This window comes from Ruegeria sp. CDSB114, from assembly GCF_059611025.1.
This window is the reverse complement of record NZ_JBXWOT010000012.1, coordinates 93,878-110,481: the sequence shown is the minus strand read 5'-3', so window position 1 is coordinate 110,481 and position 16,604 is coordinate 93,878. Positions and strand designations below refer to the sequence as shown.

The following is a 16,604-nucleotide window of genomic DNA, read 5'->3' as shown; positions in this document are numbered from 1 at the left end:
CCGAACAATGCCTAATAAACACCAGGGACAAACGGGTGCGATAGATGTAGATCTCGCTGGAGATATTCTTCGAGTGGCAGTTTCTGGTCTTCCTAAACTAGTTTCTAGGAACGCGGCTGGCGCCTTGCTGGAGCTTCGTTCGGATCACGAACAGTTTCGGGGTTTTTTGAACCTCCCACCAAATGGAAACCACCTCATCAACTCTTGCCTACTCTATCCGCCCTTTGAGCAAGGTGCCGATGGGGCACTTTTTCTAGCCTCTCAGTTTGCATACGCACCATATGCCGGAACCGCACTCATGGCTGCAGCCACCATAATTGCGAGCGCGAAGCGTCAAGCATTAGCCAAAGATCAACAGGTTGTTGCTTTGGAAACAGCAAATGGTGTCATGGAAGTACAAGTAACCCGAACAGATAGCGTTATGACACATGCCAAGTGGTTTACTGTCAAACCCAAGCTATTGATTAATAATCAAATATTGAATCTTCCTCTAAATGGAAACATTCCAGTTTCTCTAGTCGATGCCGGGTTGCCGTATTTGGTTGTCGATGCAGACTATCTAGGTATTTCGCTTAGTGAGCGCCAAAAATTGACCAACGCTGCAATTGAGTTAAGCGGGGCGGCTAGTAAACAATTCCCGATGTCTAATTTTGGCATTGGCGGCAGCTACGGTAAATACTTGGTCATGTTCAGTTCGAAATCAGGGAAGAACCATATTAAAACTGTCTGGGCCTCTGAAAAGGGAGAACTGGCAAATTCGGCTGGGGGGACAGGCGCATTGTCCGTTGTGGTAGCGTGCGAGGGCAACGGGTCGCTATCTCCCGGCAGGTCCGTGACAATCGAAGCACCGGGCGGGATTTTTGAATGCCAAGTTGTAGGTCAATTCGCCACTGTATCAGCAGAAGTTAGGATCGTTGCAAGGCATAGCTTTCCTTCTTTTTACAACGCTAATCCGTAAGGCAGCTTTTTAAATTGGGTGCTTGGGTGCAGAACCCTAACAAAACGAGCAACTGAATTCCATTCTGCCAGAACCCGTTGTGGCGGCTAAATTGCAACCCAGTGCCTGGTAAGGCTACTGAAAGCTTCGGACATTGCCGACGAGAGTGTTGGGCCGACCCCCGACGAATATTCGGAAAGGCCTTCTGCGGGCAAGTTTTTCGCCCATCTTCACTAAAATCTGGGTTTTTTAGCTCAATCGGCCCAAATCGGACATTGGTCGTGGCAGTAAAGAACGACAGGAGTACACTAAAGGCACCAAGATCAACGTGCTTTCTTGATCTTTATTTTGTCAAGCTTCGCTCTGGTCTTGGTCGATTCCTCAGAGCGCGTGAGAGCTTTGGCAATGGCCTTCAAGCCCATCCCCTTTGACACCAGTAGGTGCAATTTTTGAATTTCCTCTTGTGTCCAAGCTTGACGGTGACGCTCAAATCGTTCTGCCATGGTTTTCGTCTACCTTATCAATGTGTCTGATCTGTCAAAAAGCATGGTGGTCGTGTTGACGCCAGCTCAAGCAAAATCACGAGTATCTTAATGAAGCAGCGGTGATACCAAACGCGACAAATGACAGACCCACCCCAAAGCGGACAATCAAGACCAAACTTTGCAATTCCGGATGGCGGACGGACCGGACATCAACGTTTAGCGTGCCAATGTCCGGTCATTGCTCGCTAGCCTTCAAGTGGGGCTCTGTTGATGCGACTGACCTCCTCCATAATGTCGAAAACATGGTCGGCGGTCACTGTGATCCCTATCGCTTCCAGGCGCTTCAGATGCATACTTTTATAGCTTTCCAGATATTCGCGGTTCCGAAACAGGTATGTGGACCCATAGTGATTGGTTCCATCTTCGACAGTCCAAATCTTCCAGATTATTCCCGGCTCCTCCGCGATACTCTTTGCAAGTTGCTCGGTGCCGGCGAGAAATTCTTCTGTGATCGGACCTTCATAGGTCATATGCAGATCCCAGACTTTCAGTGTACTCATGTTTAGTTTCCTTTGTGAGTTTGGGAAAGTTCAGCGGTTTTTCCCGAGTTGGAAGAAGCATAGGACCGCAAGCAAGGCGAAGAAGATGGGGTCAGACCAGCCAAACCCGGTGAAAACTCCTGTCAGGCAGGCGTAAAGCGTGATGATGACGCCAAGTAGATTGGTCCACATCAATCCTGTGAGAATGGCGATTGCAGCTTCACTGCCATGTTCAACGTCCCGAAACAGGAAGCTGATGATCCCGATGCCGCCCAGAAATATCGAGTTATGCTGTGACAGGAATACAGCGTATTGGTCGTTTAATTGCAGGCCGTAGTTCGGCCAGAGGATGGCCGGGGCAAAGAACAGCGCGAGTGCGAACAACATGTAAATCACGCCATGCGCGGTCAGGAGTGTTTTGTTAGGCATGTTACGGCTTTCTAAGGTTGAGGCAGTTTTTTTCGGAATTGGTTGAGTGTCTTGATCGTCTGGCGTTTGTCCTGCACGCTGAGATCACCAAAAATCTGTTCCAGAGCTTGATTGTGGAGTGGCAGGAATTCGGCCACTTTTTGGCGCCCGGCTGCGGTCAATAACAGAACACGCGCCCGTCTGTCGGTTTCATCGACACTCTTTTCCACCCATCCGGCTTGAACCAGGTTTTTGACAACCACATCCAGGTTGCCGGATGTAGACAGCGTCAGCCGCATCAGATCGTTGATTGACAGCGGACCCTTGTTGCTAAGTGTTTCCAGCGCGTCCCATTGTGGCGCTGTAAGGCCCGCCGAACGAAACGCTGACACCATAGCGCGCATGAACAATTGCTGACTGCGTAGCAGGGCCAGCACCAGGGTTTGGTTTTCTCGGGCTTGATTTTTATGTCTCATGTTGCGCATATATCCCTAGTTAGGGATAAATTCAAGTACTCCCCATAGAATGACCTAATCCACTCATTCGCTCGATGTGCAGCATTTGTTGGAATGACGCATAAAGCGAGCTTTCGCTGCATCTGCGCTAATGTCCGCAATCATTTCATCTCAGTTCATCAAGCAACGTTATTCTGTCACTGGAAATACATTTGTCTTCTTGACAACTCCGTAGACAAAGCTGCTGTCCATGGAGGCAATACCTCCAAGAGGATGCAGCTTTCTGCGAACGAATTTTTCGTAATCTGAAAGATCAGCCACGACCACACGAAGCAGGTAATCCGATGAGCCGGTCATAACGAAACACTCCAGTACCTGGTCAATCCGCGCAATGGCTGCTTCGAATTTCTTTACTGTCGCTTCAGTATGGCTTTCCAGTTTGACGTGAACGAATACCGTTACCGGCAACCCGTAAGCCTCGGCGTCTATGTTGGCGCTATAGCCGGTGATGATTCCATTTTGCTCGAGCAGCTTCAGCCGCCTCAGACAGGGCGAAGGTGACAAGTTCACCTCTGCTGCCAGGTCTTGATTCGTCATTCGACCATTGCGCTGCAACGCTCGAATGATCTGTTGGTCTTTGCGGTCTATTTTTTTCATAGATTAGCATATACTGCTACAAACGAGGTAGTATAAGACATTTTTGGAATATTTTGCCACTCGTGTCGTCATACTCTGCTTCTTGAAAACCAAGGAGTCACCCAATGCGCAACCGCCCCGACAGCTTTTCCACTCTTGCCATTCACCATGGCTATAACCCGATGGAAAACGAAGGCGCGTTGACGCCTCCGCTGCATCTGACCTCGACATTCGCTTTCGAAACCGCGGAAGCAGGCGGTGCGATGTTCGCGGGCGAGCGGGCAGGGCATGTTTATTCGCGCATCTCGAACCCGACTTGCGATTTGCTGGAGCAACGCATCGCGGTGCTTGAGGGGGCAGAGGCAGGATTGGCCCTGGCCTCGGGGATGGGGGCGATCACCGCAACGATGTGGACTCTTCTTGCCCCGGGGGATGAGGTCATTCTCGACAAGACGCTCTATGGCTGCACATTTTCCTTCATGCGGCACGGGCTGGCAAAATTCGGTGTGACAGTGACCCATGTGGATCTGACGGAGCCGGAAAACCTGACAGCGGCGGTCAGCGGAAAAACCAAGGTGGTCTATTTTGAAACACCCGCCAATCCGAATATGCGCCTTGTAGATATCCAGTCTGTATCAGCCATTGCCCATGCCAACGGCGCCTACGTGGTGGTGGATAATACCTATGCCACGCCCTATCTGACCCAGCCAATCAAACATGGCGCAGATATCGTTCTGCACTCGGCGACGAAATATCTAGGCGGTCACGGAGATGTTGTTGCAGGGTTGCTGGCCGGATCGGCCGAGCTGGTGACTGAAATCCGCCTCTATGGGATGAAAGATATGACCGGCGCGGTCATGGCCCCGTTTAACGCGATGCTCATACTGCGCGGCCTCAAGACACTGGAATTGCGCATGGATCGGCATTGCAGCAGCGCTGCGACCATCGCCGAATATCTGGAGCAATCCGCCGGTGTGCGAAAGGTCTGGTATCCGGGACTGAGCAGTTTCGAGCAGCATGATGTCGCGCAGCGGCAGATGTCCAAATTCGGCGGCATGATTGCATTTGAACTGGATGGCGGGCTGGAAGCAGGGCGCGCGATGATGAACAGACTGCAAATGATCACCCGCGCCGTATCATTGGGAGATGCTGAAACACTGGTGCAGCACCCGGCCAGCATGACCCATTCGACCTATACGCCTGAAGAACGCGCCGCACACGGCATCAGCGATGGGCTGGTGCGATTGTCCATTGGCCTGGAGGGGATCGACGACGTGATCCACGATCTCGAACAAGCCTTGCCAAGACCCCCTGTCCGCAGCGCAGCTTAAGGAAATTGACCATGTCCATTGATCTCAAAACAATTGAACAACGTTTGCTGTGGCTGTCCCACTGGATGATCCACCATGCGAACCACATTCGGCCCAAAGCTGACGGGATCAAGGTTGGCGGGCATCAGGCGTCTTCGGCGTCGATGGTATCGATCATGACCGCGTTATATTTTCAGACCCTGCGCCCGGAAGATCGCGTAGCAGTCAAACCGCATGCCTCGCCGGTCTTTCACGCGATTCAGTATCTGATGGGCAACCAGACCCGTGAGAAGTTGGAGAACTTTCGCGGATTTGGTGGCGCGCAAAGCTATCCTTCCCGCACGAAAGATATCGATGACGTGGATTTTTCGACCGGGTCGGTGGGCCTTGGCGTTGCTATCACCTCGTTTGCGTCACTTGTGCAGGATTATGTACAGGCCAAATCCTGGGGCGATACGCAAAAGCTTGGACGCATGATCGCATTGGTTGGCGATGCTGAGCTGGACGAAGGCAATATCTATGAGGCCCTGCAAGAGGGATGGAAGAACGATCTGCGCAATTGCTGGTGGATCATTGATTATAACCGCCAGTCATTGGACGGCGTGGTGCGCGAAGGCCTGTTCCAACGGATCGAGCAAATCTTCGACGCCTTCGGATGGGATGTTGTGCGGGTCAAATACGGCGCTCTGCAACGCGCTGCGTTTGAAGAGCCGGGCGGAGAGAAGCTGCGTCAATGGATCGATGAGTGCCCCAACCAACTCTACTCGGCACTGACCTTCATGGGGGGCGCTGTGTGGCGCGAGCGACTGATGGAAACCCTCGGCGATCAAGGCGACGTAAGCGCGTTGCTTGATGCGCGCAGCGATGACGAACTGGCCGCTCTGATGGAAAACCTGGGTGGGAACTGCGTCACCACCATGGCAGATACCTTCGCCGCAATAGATCACGACCGCCCGGTCTGTTTCCTTGCCTATACGATCAAGGGCTGGGGGACGCCGATTGCTGGCCACAAGGACAACCATGGTGGGTTGATGAACAAGACTCAGATGGCCGAATGGAAGAAATTCATGGGTGTTACTGAGGGTGATGAATGGGAGCGCTTTGCCACCATCGCAGACCCGGCAGCGTTTGAGAAAATGCTGGCAAAGACGCCCTTCTTCGCCAGCGGGCCGCGCCGATACTCAGATGACCTTATCGACGTCCCCTCAGTTGAGTTGGATCCGGGTCGTGAAATCTCGACTCAAATGGCATTCGGCAAGATTCTGGATGACCTGTCCAAAGGCAACAGCGCGCTGGCCGAGCGGATCGTGACGACCTCTCCGGATGTGACCGGCACAACCAATCTTGGCCCTTGGGTCAATCGCAGGAAACTGTTTGCGCGCACCCATCAATCCGACACTTTCAAGGCTGAAAATATCCCCTCCACCGCGAAGTGGGAGTTCACACCAGATGGTCAGCATATCGAACTTGGCATTGCTGAAATGAACCTGTTTTTGCTTCTGGCGGCGGCAGGGCTTTCGCACTCGGTTTTTGGCAAAAGGCTTATTCCCATTGGAACGGTCTATGATCCTTTTGTGTCCCGTGGCTTGGATGCGTTGAATTACGCTTGTTATCAGGATGCCCGTTTCATGATCGTGGGCACGCCCTCTGGCGTCACTTTGGCGCCGGAAGGCGGGGCGCATCAATCAATCGCTTCGCCGCTGATTGGCATGTCGCAAGACGGGTTGGCCGCATTTGAGCCCGCCTTTGCGGATGAATTGGCGGTCATCATGGAATGGGCCTTTGCCTATATGCAAAAAGATGGCGAGGGAGATCCCGATGAACGCACGTGGTTGCGCGACGAGACCGGCGGTTCGGTCTATTTACGTCTGACGACCAACCCGATTGAGCAGCCCGGTAAGCGCGTGGATGACGATTTCCGTCAGGGGGCCATCGACGGTGCCTATTGGCTACGCAAACCGGGGCCGAACTGCGAAGTTGTCATTGCTTATCAGGGCGCGGTTGCCCAGGAGGCCATCAGGGCAGCGGGCCATATCGCCCAGGGGCGGCGGGATGTTGGCGTTCTGGCAGTGACCTCTGCCGACCGGTTGAACGCCGGCTGGACTGCAGCGCAACGGGCGCGCACAAATGGCATTCGGGGCGCTGAGGCACATATCGAAACGCTGCTGGCAGATGTGCCGCGCGACTGCGCATTGATCACAGTGATCGACGGACACCCGGCAACTTTGTCCTGGTTGGGTGCCGTTCATGGCCACAAAACGATTCCGCACGGTGTGGAGCATTTCGGCCAAACCGGGTCTATTGCGGATTTGTACCGTCATTTCCGCATTGACGCCAACGCGTTGATCCAATCAGCTGGCGAATTGTCCCATGGTCGTAAAATCCCTCCGATTGTGGCTATAGCATAGCAACAGCAGACATTGGTTCACGTTGCTGCGTCTGTATCTATGGGCTCTCCTGTCGCCACTCTCTGCGGAGCGCTTCAACTGGTGGTAACAGCCCATTTTGTGAGTCCGGTTTTCATGCTGCGTGCGCTCGCGGTGTGGGAAATGCTGCGGTAGCGTAAAGTATGGTGCTGTCGGGCAGCGGGAAAAGCCGCCATTCGTACAGAGTGCAGCAAGGATCAGGGGCTGAATTTACGCAATGCGGGACGAAGCCGACCACTGATCTAAAATGCGCCGCACTCCTCCAAGACGATTTCGGCCCGTTCTTGAACAGACACCTTTGGCAACTCCATTCTCATGTAGCCTAGTGCGTCCAACGCCTCCTCGATGCGGATGTGTTCCTGTACTGCCGCCTCAAAACTATGCTGTCGTTCGGCGTCATTGGCAAACAGCTCCATCCAGGGCGGGACCACGAAAACGCGCTTCCGGTATGCATGGGTTTCTCCAAGTGTTTCTTCAACCCGTCGACCGCCTGAATGGGCCAAAGCGATAGCCGCGTCGATCAAACCACGGTCGAAGAAAACAATGCCTTCAGAGTTTTGCGCGTCCTGCAAGTCGGATTTGGCCATCTCGATTGCACATAGAGCGAACGCTTTCATGTTCACCCATGGCAATGCCTTGCCGCCTCTCGCAAGTTCATCCGAAACGATGCGGCGGCCCGGCTCTTTGACTGTCGCAAATCCGCGCTCTTCAAAAGCCTTCAATAAAGTTGATTTCCCGCCGCCAGAACACCCCGTCAGCAGGACAAACCTGTGGCTCAAATCGATTTCCCCTTTTCTGCTCTATCTTCTTCAATGCAATTGATGCTGCACCGCCGAACGGTGCAACAAGGGCTCAGAGCCAGGTTTCGCCGCTTGCGGCGCCAAAGTTCGCTCCTGCCATGCGAACGACAGCACATCGACCGTGACAGTGGAAGATCAGAGGCTTGAACTATTCTGCCGATGGCTGGTTCCGTTCCATCTGCGCCAAATTGCCTGCTGCATTGGCATTCGGCGGCTCTGAGCCCAGAACTACGGATGCTGTATTGGCAAGCCCATCACGTAGTAGACTGGCAAAACGAACGACAGAAAATGAGCAAGTGTTGCCAAAGGGTGTTCAATCGCAACGCGCAACTTCGACTTTTCCAAGTAGAACATTTTTACCGTATCAGCCTTATATCGCGGAGAAAATGCCAACAAGACTCCATACGTTACAAGCATCGACAAGGCGGCAACGGCAAAGCTTTGATTCTGTGTCGTAGTGAGGATCTGAATTTTGTTTGAACATTTTTACGCAAAGTATGCTCATATTCCAATGGCAGCAAAGACCGCACTGTGTGAATTGACCGTTCCAGCCTCGCTGCGCGCTGCACCAATGGCCGGTTTCATCGCCGCGTCACAGCGCCAGATTTCGTGCGCATGCAGCATTTTTTCCGTTGCGAGTGCACGCAGCACAAAATGGCAACGACTGGTGAGGGCTCAAAGCCGTCATCTGACAGTTTTTGTATGGTTCAAACGATCAGAAGTGGTGGTCGATGTCTGCTGTGCGGACAAACATGCCCCTGGTATTTTCCGCTCGAATGACCGCTTTGTACGCTTTGTGATCGCGGCGAAAAACATCTCTGGCGGGAAGTAGGCCTTAGGTGGTGATGTAAAACTGAACGGTTGTTGGATAAGATCAAACCTTCAATCTGACAGAAACAGTGGATTTCTTTCTGTGGAGAAAGCCTCTGATTGAGTTATGTAAATTGCAAGATTATCGAAGTCCTTTTGATCTGTTTGAAACGAACCCACGTTGTTGGCTTCGAGTACTGATTGATGGACCAAACCAAGATTAAGAGGCCAAGAAGGTTATTCCGTGAGGACCAAAGGCGGCAATAGCCCAGCACCTGCACTCCGATTTTCTCTGGTAGGAGACTGAAAACACCGCATTTTCAGTTCCTGAGTCTCTAGTATCCGGACCTGATACCGAGAGGCTTCCAAACAATAAAGCCAAGCCATCTTTTCGCATGGAAACACCGTTCATCCAATGTTCACATTCTATATATGCCCTTTTCATCTCTGCGAGCCATGTTGTCCTACTGAAATTAAATACCGTTGGTTCACAGAAACAACCGACGAGCAGGGGATCGTCTGTGACAAAGACTGGAAGTAGGTCAGCCCAACGCAAGTTGAGAATTTTTCGCTACCTAACCTGCGCCGTTTTATTGGCTTTCACTTTTCTGGTTGGCGACAGTCAATTCAATAAAGCAGCGGCGCAGACTGCTAGTTTCAGGTCTGTTGATACGAATACTGACGGTGTCTTGAGCTTGAATGAGCTGTCCGCCGCCTTTGGAGAAGTTGGTGCGCGGCGGCTTCTTGAAGACATTGATCGCAACCGAGACAATCGCATCACGATCCTTGAGTTACGGTGGGGAACAAAAAACAAGATAGGTAGCACTGGTGACCGCGGCGGTCGTGGAGATCGAACTAAAGGTCAAGATGATCGCGGATCTAACAACGAAGGGGCTAGTGAGCGGGATGGAGACGATGACCGTGGCGACGATCGGAACGATGATGACTGACCGAAAACCGTTCGTTTGCGCACTCTAAGTGACTGTCCGCAAGGACAAACCGGAGATCGAACTAGCATCAGATTGCTTTGAGACAGAAACGAGGACCCTGAAAAGTGTTCATTTGCCGTTCATTCGTTTGCATGCCAATCCTTCATTCCACTTTGCAAATGTTCTCACATCACTTTGGCAAAACGATTTCACTGAACAGCCAGTTACGGAGCAATGCATGACACAGTTTCCCCAAACCTCGCATATTGCCTGCGAAATCGCAAAATGGGCGTTTACAACCCGCAGAGTTGACCGGTCTGATGTACATGGACTTTCCGCGCAGTTGGATACTGCAAAGGCAGGGGATCTTATCCTCTGTGAGATCGCCGAGATTGGTCATCACAAGAAAATCCAATTAGCGGAACGTCGCGCCTCTGTCAGTTACCCAGGCGATTACGTTGTTCTATGCTTGGGTGACCGATACGCACCAGACCAATTTCTTGCCAGCGCGGTGATTGATGATGATCTTATCGATCTCGTTGCCGGTGGCGGCGTCGCAGGTCGCGTAGACGCCGCGCATGATTGCATGGATGATCCAACACGGTTAAAGCCAATCGGCCTTTTGACCAATGCCAAGGGTCAGGTGATCAACGTGGCAGATTATGCGTTACCATCGATGCCGACCAACGAGCGCGTAACGGTCATTGGTGTTTTTGGAGCCTCAATGAATTCAGGAAAAACTACAGCCGCATCAAGCCTTGGCCATGGGTTGATGCGCTCTGGATATACCGTCGCCGGTGTCAAAGCCACCGGAACCGGGGCCTTTGGTGACTTCAACAGTTTCGAAGATGGGGGCGCGCCAGCTCTTGATTTCACTGACGTCGGAATGGCGACCACGTATCGAATGCCATTTGAAGCGATCGAATCCGGATTTGATACACTGGTTGCAACTGCAGCGTCGCGCGGTGCCGAAGTCGTGGTTGTCGAGATCGCTGATGGCGTCTTCCAGCAGGAAACACGGGCAATCTTACAATCCTCACGCATTCGGGATCGATTGGACGGCATTTTATTCGCTGCGCCGGACGCGCTGAGTGCGTTGGGCGGTGTAACCGTTCTAAATAATGTGGGTCTCAGCCCATTTGCGGTATCCGGAAAGGTCAGTTGTTCCCCGTTGGCTGCTGCTGAAGCTGCAGAAGTAACCTGCCGCCCAATTTTAACACGCGAAGATCTTTGGTCGCCAGCGATTATCGCCCAACATGTTGCACCGTTGATGCGACGCGACCGCGAAGATGTGGCCGCATGAACCCCCTCCCAAGACTGGCCACAAGGGACCGCATCATTGATGCGGTCCTCGTGGTATCCTGTGGAATCGTGCAGGCTATTGCGCTTGCTTTCGCAGCGTTTGCTACACGAGATGCTTTTGCGGCACTTCACGCCGGGGATGTACTTGCAACAAATACTGTCTTGCAACTGGGGGTCTCCGGTACCGTCGCAGCAGCATGTCTCTTCTTTTCACGATATCGGGCAGAAGCGCTTGGCCAGAGTTACACAATTTCACTGCGCCGGACGCTTTATCGACAGATTGCGCGACTTCCAAAGTCCCGACATGAAAAACGCCGAGTTGGAGCGTTGTCCCTAAGGTTTGTCGGTGACTTATCTGCAGCGCGACTTTGGTTTGGTCGCGGATTGCCGGATGCATGGTCTGCAATGATTGTGATCCCTGGCGCGGTATCCATTCTCTATTTTCTCGACCCTATGCTTGCGATCAATGGTATCGCCTCGCTGAGTGTTGCACTGGTCGCAATGGGGTTGCTGGCCTGGCATCTCGTTCGGCGCCATCAAAAACTTCGTCGAAATCGAGCCAACATTGCTATTTCCATGATTGAACGCATTTCTATCGCACCTGAATTAGACCAGATGGGTCGAACCGACCGTGAACTGCGCAAGCTTGACAAACAGGGCGCATGTTTGCGCAGTGATGCGCTGGCACGTCGCGGTAGAACAACCAGCCTGCAGGCGGTCTTGCAGCTGGGTGTGGCGTTAACCGCTCTGCTGATGCTTTGGCAGGCCAGTCGGTACGCCATTGCTCCGTCGACAGTTGCAGCTTGCCTGTCGGTATTGGCGTTGATTGCCCTTCCGTTACAAAATCTGGCTGAGGCGTGGGACCAATATTGCGCGTGGAGGGTCGCCCGTGAAAAAGCCGAGAAGCTGCTTTCGGAACCAGAAGTGACCAGATCTGCAATAAACCTAAACGACCCGATTACCATCAAGGTGGCCGGAGAGCTTGATCAGGAGCCCATCTCATTTGTGGCTCCGCCGGGATCAGTTTCCAAATTAACAGATATACATGCAAACAGCCTCGCGCGTATCATCGCCGGGCTAGACGCAAACGATGGCATTGATGTCTGTTATGGTGGGGGAGTTAGTACCCCGAAGATCGCCTTTATCGGAGACAACCATGTTGGACTTCAGGGAAGTTTGCGACGATCCGCAACGCTGAGCTGTCGGAGACGACCGAGCGATCTGAGGATAGCAACGGTTATGCGGGTTTTTGGGCTGTCCGATCTCCTCGCGGCGCCCCGCGGCCTAGATCAACGGTTGGCGGAGAACGGTAAAGGTCTTTTGCCACTCCAGACTCTGCAATTGGATCTCGTGCGCGCTGTTCTCGGCAAAGCTGATGTCGTCATCATCGCGTCAGTCAGGTGGATGTCATGCTGGCATCACACGGTTGAATTGCTCGAAACTCTGCAGGAGTTTTCGTCGGCCACCATCATTTTGGCCGAACACGCCATCCCGCTTAGTTTAGAACAGAATTCAAGGGTTATTTGATATGCGTTCATCTACTCTATTTGGGATTTATGCCGCTGTACTGATCGGTTTTTTGGGTGGGTTAGCGGGCCTGACCCTATACAGTCTCGAAAAAACCCGATGGTGGGATGCCCGAATTTCCTTGGCCCATGAGTCATATGGCCTGCATCTGAGGCTTGAGGCGGACCTATACCGTCTGTTCAAGCAACACGGTGACGCACTTCTTATCGGCGATCGGGATGATGGGATCAGCGAGACAGAGCTGCAGGAGAAAATCGCCCAGACTTTGGATGCAATCCGAAAGACCATTGCCCGGGAAATTCAGATGGTCGGCGAAGAGGAGTTCGAAGAACTGGAGCTTCTCGATGAGATTGAAGACGATATAGAAGCTGTCAATGCAGCCATCGCGAACCTTTCAGAGGCTGGTAGCCCGATTGAGACATTTGTGCGGATCGAGCGCCTGGCCGCCCTGCTGGACGGGGACATTGATGACGAACTGGATCAAAAAATTCAGGCCGCGCTTGATGAAGAAGTGGAAGAGGTTGAAGAAGTTTTGGCCGAAGCAGCAGCCTTTCGAGAATGGAATGAACGATTGGTTTACGTGATCGTTATTGCGGCCATAGGTGTGTTGCTGGTGGCCCTTGTATCGTTCAACCGCCAAATCAGAAAACCACTTACGTTGCTTGCAGACGGCGTTGGGCGCCTGCGAAGAGCCGATTATTCGAAGCCCGTAGATCTTGGTGGTAGCCGTGAATTCAGGGAATTAGGCACTGTTCTGAATAGCATGGCGGAAGGCTTGGCTGCCCGAGAAGCAAGTCGCGCCGAGCAAAAGAGGCAACTTGAAGAAACGGTTGCTGCCAGAACGTTCGAGCTTCAACAACTTATCGACAAACTTGAAATGGGGGAAGAGAACCGCAAACGATTGATGGCCGATATTAGTCACGAGTTGCGAACGCCACTGGCAATTATCCTTGGAGAGGCCGACGTTACTTTAAGGACATCAGACACATTGTCAGAGGATACTTCCGACTCACTCGCCCGTATTCGGGATTCCGCAAAGCACACCAATCAAATCGTTGATGACATGCTAACCGTCGCTCGGTTCGAGGCGGGTCAACTTAGGCTGGATCGCAAGAAAACGGATCTACGAAAAGTGGTACGAGATGCCGTGGCGATGTTCCCTGATCCGGTGCAGGTCGAAAGCCCAGAATGTATGGTGAAGGCTTCGGTCGATGAGGTTCGGCTTCGCCAGTCAATACTCGCGTTGTTGCAAAATGCACGACGATATGGAGGCCCAACAATCAGCGCAATACTGGAAGAAGGGCTCGCGTCTTGCTCGATTACAATCGAAGACGACGGTCCCGGCCTGAGCGCAGCGGAAAAATCCCAGGCATTCGACCGGTTCTTTCGGGGCTCAAACGCCTCGGGGCAGGGGATCGAGGGAAGCGGTCTGGGGCTTCCAGTCGTTAAATCGATTGTCGAAGCCCATGGTGGGACCGTTGATCTTCAAGATCGCCAGGAGGGCGGGTTGAAAATCATTATAACGCTGCCCAAAGAACCCCTAATGAAAATTGTACAAACCGATGTTCGACGAGAAACGGGCTAATGCCTGTCTGTTTCAGAAGCAAATTGCAAAACCATAAAACCTCACGCAGCTTTGCCATACAAGGTTTCAGACAGAGAGAAAACTGAGGCACACTATGAATATTCTACTTGTCGAGGACGAAACACGCGTAGCTGACTTCATACGCCGCGGATTGTCTGCTGAAGGTTGGTCCATAGATCATGCACCAAGCGGGGAAGATGCTTTGGAGCACGTAGCATCCGGCAATTATGATATTATCTTGTTGGATCTGATGTTGCCGGGAATTCAGGGACAAGATGTTTGTCGCAAGCTACGTGCCCGAAAGTCAAAGATCCCTATCCTGATGTTGACCGCCTTGGATAGCCCTGAGGAACGGGTAGAAGGATTGAAGATTGGTGCAGACGACTATCTTCCTAAACCCTTTGATTTCGACGAACTCATCGCTCGGATAGAAGCGTTGCACCGCCGCGCCAACAGCTATGCAAATAATCTCAGCAACACGGTGATTACATGCGGAGCACTTACATTTGACAAGCAATCCCTTCAGGTCGCTGTCGAAGGTCAAGAAATCCAGCTGTCGAAGAAAGAGCGCGACCTTCTCCTTTTGTTTTTGACCAATGTTGGGCGCGTATTATCAAGAGAGCGGATTCTGAATTCAGTTTGGGGAATGAATGAAGATCCATTGACCAATGTTGTAGATGTCTATGTCGGGCGCCTCAGACGCAAGATCGGTGCAGATGGTCAGAGGATCGTGACCCTCAGAAACGTCGGTTACCGCATGAGCTGAATACTTCGTTTGTGGATCAGTCGAAGATGTACCTCCATTAAAGAGGCCTAGGTATTGCGCAAGGTTGAATAGCTATGCTCCGGCTCTTGAGCGATCTCAGGATTTGAGAAGAAAACACTCAAGAAACTTTCTTGCCCACTTTGTGTAAGAGAATTCAGCATGCCGACCAATGCCAACAAGACGCTTTACAACTGTGTGAGCCAAGGTCTCAATTAAAGCCGCTAAGCGATTTCGAATTTAATTGAAACAGTCAACCCAGGTGAGTTGTTTGTAGCCGCTAAGAGCGCCGAATGATGATCTGCTATAGCCTTCACCAGCGCCAAACCCAATCCATTCCCAACACTGGTTCGTTCACTTTCTAGCTTATAGAAAGGAACAAATAGCTTGCCCAGTGTGTTTTCGGGAACACCAGGGCCATCGTCAATAACCGAGAGCGTAATGGTGCTTTCTTCTTGTTCAACAGTCAGGAGAATCCTGGAATGATCCGGACAATGATCAATTGAGTTCTGCAGAAGGTTTGCACAGAGCTGTTTCAACATACCTTCATCACCTTCGATTAGTGTACGCCCTGATTGGTTATCCACAAAAATAAGACTTTGGTCCTTAACTTCCGCAAGTGGAATCATGTTTTCAACTGTTTCTCTACCCAATCTATTTAAATCCAGATAGCTGAACGCTTTGGGGCCGCCTCCTTCTTCAATACGGTTGATCCTCAAAACTGTTTCGAAGGTCCATTTGAGACGATCGAGTTCAGATTGAATTTGGTCAATCGGTTCTAAGGATCGACCTTCCGATTGTAGAGAATCCTTCGCTTTCTGAAGTGCTATATAAGCATGAGTGAGCGGGTTTTTCAGATCATGCGCAATGGCTGCAGCGGCTGATCGGGTCGTTGACATCAAAGCCGTCAGTTTGTCGAGATGGCCGTTCATTAGCCGTGCAACCCGGTCTATCTGATCATTGTTTTTACCGACCGAAAGTCTCGCTTTGATTTCCCCTCTTGAGACTTTGTTAAGCGTCTTCGCCATTTGATCGAGTTTGCGATATGTTCTTATGCTTGTGATGTAGCCAACCAACAGAGTGCACAGTGTTGCTCCTAATCCGATTGCGACCAAGGACCAGGCCAACGAACGCAGTGTACTTTTTACAAATGCAAGATCGCGGCCAACCACAATTACAAATCCACGGTAAGTTTGCACATTAACCCGATGGATACGTTTTTCACCGCCCAGATTTATTCCATCGTCTTCGATTTCTCCCCAACCTCTAAAGGAGGGGTATTCGTCGATGTTACCCGCTAGACGCTTCCCCTGACTATCGAACAGGCCAATCAAACTGGTGTCGAACGGCAACCATAGAGTTGCGTCATCGATCGCTTGTACAACATCAGAATCGTTGTCGTTATCGTCCAGAATTTCCTGAATAAAACGCATCTCATCGATCAATAACGAATCCATTTCACGCTGCAAGTCGCCACGAATTCTTTCGAATGTCAAAAAGGCCAATGCTGTAACTGAAAGGAGTATTACTACTGCTGCATACAAGGCAGTGGTAAAGGCTGCTCCAGATACAATGTTTGAGCGTTTCATTAGTCTTTCATCCGATTTATATGGCGACCCCATTGGTTTGGCTAACAGCAAACCTTTTTCGGCCGGTCCGGTGTGTGATCCGAGGGTTTTAGCTGCAATATTG

Annotated in this window: 15 protein-coding genes; 9 read left to right on the top strand and 6 right to left on the bottom strand. The window is 51.7% G+C overall.

The genetic code is table 11. The features are described from left to right. Nucleotides 1-7 precede the first annotated feature (7 nt). Nucleotides 8-958, top strand: coding sequence for a proline racemase family protein (locus AC2FIP_RS19030; RefSeq protein ID WP_496787723.1), 951 nt, complete (start codon nucleotides 8-10; stop codon nucleotides 956-958). Between the two features lie 709 nt (nucleotides 959-1,667). On the opposite strand, the gene AC2FIP_RS19025 is transcribed toward AC2FIP_RS19030, so the two are convergent. From AC2FIP_RS19025 to AC2FIP_RS19010, 4 genes are all read right to left on the bottom strand, one after another. After that, entirely contained in the window at nucleotides 1,668-1,982 is a 315-nt protein-coding gene (locus AC2FIP_RS19025) for a monooxygenase (RefSeq protein WP_142640352.1), read from the bottom strand. Between the two features lie 30 nt (nucleotides 1,983-2,012). Further along, entirely contained in the window at nucleotides 2,013-2,390 is a 378-nt protein-coding gene (locus AC2FIP_RS19020) for a hypothetical protein (RefSeq protein ID WP_496692082.1), read from the bottom strand. An 11-nt stretch (nucleotides 2,391-2,401) separates the two neighbouring features. Beyond that, nucleotides 2,402-2,845 (bottom strand): MarR family winged helix-turn-helix transcriptional regulator, encoded by a 444-nt coding sequence (locus AC2FIP_RS19015; RefSeq protein WP_496787722.1) that lies wholly within the window; start codon nucleotides 2,843-2,845, stop codon nucleotides 2,402-2,404. Nucleotides 2,846-3,013: 168 nt separating this feature from the next. Then, nucleotides 3,014-3,472, bottom strand: a complete 459-nt coding sequence (locus AC2FIP_RS19010) for an Lrp/AsnC family transcriptional regulator (RefSeq protein WP_281973936.1) — start codon at nucleotides 3,470-3,472, stop codon at nucleotides 3,014-3,016. 113 nt (nucleotides 3,473-3,585) lie between these two features. Here AC2FIP_RS19010 and AC2FIP_RS19005 point away from each other — a divergent pair, with 113 nt between their 5' ends. Together AC2FIP_RS19005 and AC2FIP_RS19000 are read left to right on the top strand one after the other, a co-directional pair. Continuing rightward, nucleotides 3,586-4,791 carry a methionine gamma-lyase gene (locus AC2FIP_RS19005; protein ID WP_496787720.1) on the top strand — a complete coding sequence of 402 codons (1,206 nt, stop codon included), beginning with the start codon at nucleotides 3,586-3,588 and terminating at the stop codon, nucleotides 4,789-4,791. An 11-nt stretch (nucleotides 4,792-4,802) separates the two neighbouring features. Further along, nucleotides 4,803-7,178, top strand: coding sequence for a thiamine pyrophosphate-binding protein (locus AC2FIP_RS19000; RefSeq protein ID WP_496787718.1), 2,376 nt, complete (start codon nucleotides 4,803-4,805; stop codon nucleotides 7,176-7,178). A 260-nt stretch (nucleotides 7,179-7,438) separates the two neighbouring features. Here the strand turns inward: AC2FIP_RS19000 and AC2FIP_RS18995 are convergent, their stop codons facing one another. Continuing rightward, nucleotides 7,439-7,975 carry an AAA family ATPase gene (locus AC2FIP_RS18995; protein WP_496787716.1) on the bottom strand — a complete coding sequence of 179 codons (537 nt, stop codon included), beginning with the start codon at nucleotides 7,973-7,975 and terminating at the stop codon, nucleotides 7,439-7,441. A 493-nt stretch (nucleotides 7,976-8,468) separates the two neighbouring features. Between AC2FIP_RS18995 and AC2FIP_RS18990 the strand changes: the two genes are divergently transcribed. The 6 genes from AC2FIP_RS18990 (at nucleotide 8,469) to AC2FIP_RS18965 (ending at nucleotide 14,915) form a co-directional block, all read left to right on the top strand. Further along, nucleotides 8,469-8,828, top strand: coding sequence for a hypothetical protein (locus tag AC2FIP_RS18990; RefSeq protein ID WP_496787714.1), 360 nt, complete (start codon nucleotides 8,469-8,471; stop codon nucleotides 8,826-8,828). A 499-nt stretch (nucleotides 8,829-9,327) separates the two neighbouring features. Continuing rightward, nucleotides 9,328-9,756, top strand: coding sequence for an EF-hand domain-containing protein (locus AC2FIP_RS18985; RefSeq protein WP_496787712.1), 429 nt, complete (start codon nucleotides 9,328-9,330; stop codon nucleotides 9,754-9,756). Between the two features lie 217 nt (nucleotides 9,757-9,973). Further along, complete coding sequence (locus tag AC2FIP_RS18980) at nucleotides 9,974-11,038, top strand: hypothetical protein (RefSeq protein ID WP_496787710.1); 1,065 nt, start codon at nucleotides 9,974-9,976, stop codon at nucleotides 11,036-11,038. Next, nucleotides 11,035-12,564: an ABC transporter transmembrane domain-containing protein gene (locus tag AC2FIP_RS18975; RefSeq protein ID WP_496709597.1), complete on the top strand. Its 1,530-nt coding sequence runs from the start codon at nucleotides 11,035-11,037 to the stop codon at nucleotides 12,562-12,564. Before AC2FIP_RS18980 ends, AC2FIP_RS18975 begins: the two co-directional genes overlap by 4 nt. Nucleotide 12,565: 1 nt before the next feature. Continuing rightward, nucleotides 12,566-14,149, top strand: a complete 1,584-nt coding sequence (locus tag AC2FIP_RS18970; protein ID WP_496787708.1) for a sensor histidine kinase — start codon at nucleotides 12,566-12,568, stop codon at nucleotides 14,147-14,149. Nucleotides 14,150-14,243: 94 nt separating this feature from the next. Further along, a complete protein-coding gene (locus AC2FIP_RS18965; RefSeq protein WP_496692155.1) occupies nucleotides 14,244-14,915 on the top strand; it encodes a response regulator transcription factor in 672 nt (223 codons plus the stop codon). A gap of 221 nt (nucleotides 14,916-15,136) precedes the next feature. Here the strand turns inward: AC2FIP_RS18965 and AC2FIP_RS18960 are convergent, their stop codons facing one another. After that, nucleotides 15,137-16,501: a HAMP domain-containing sensor histidine kinase gene (locus AC2FIP_RS18960; protein ID WP_496698140.1), complete on the bottom strand. Its 1,365-nt coding sequence runs from the start codon at nucleotides 16,499-16,501 to the stop codon at nucleotides 15,137-15,139. Between the last annotated feature and the right edge of the window lie 103 nt (nucleotides 16,502-16,604).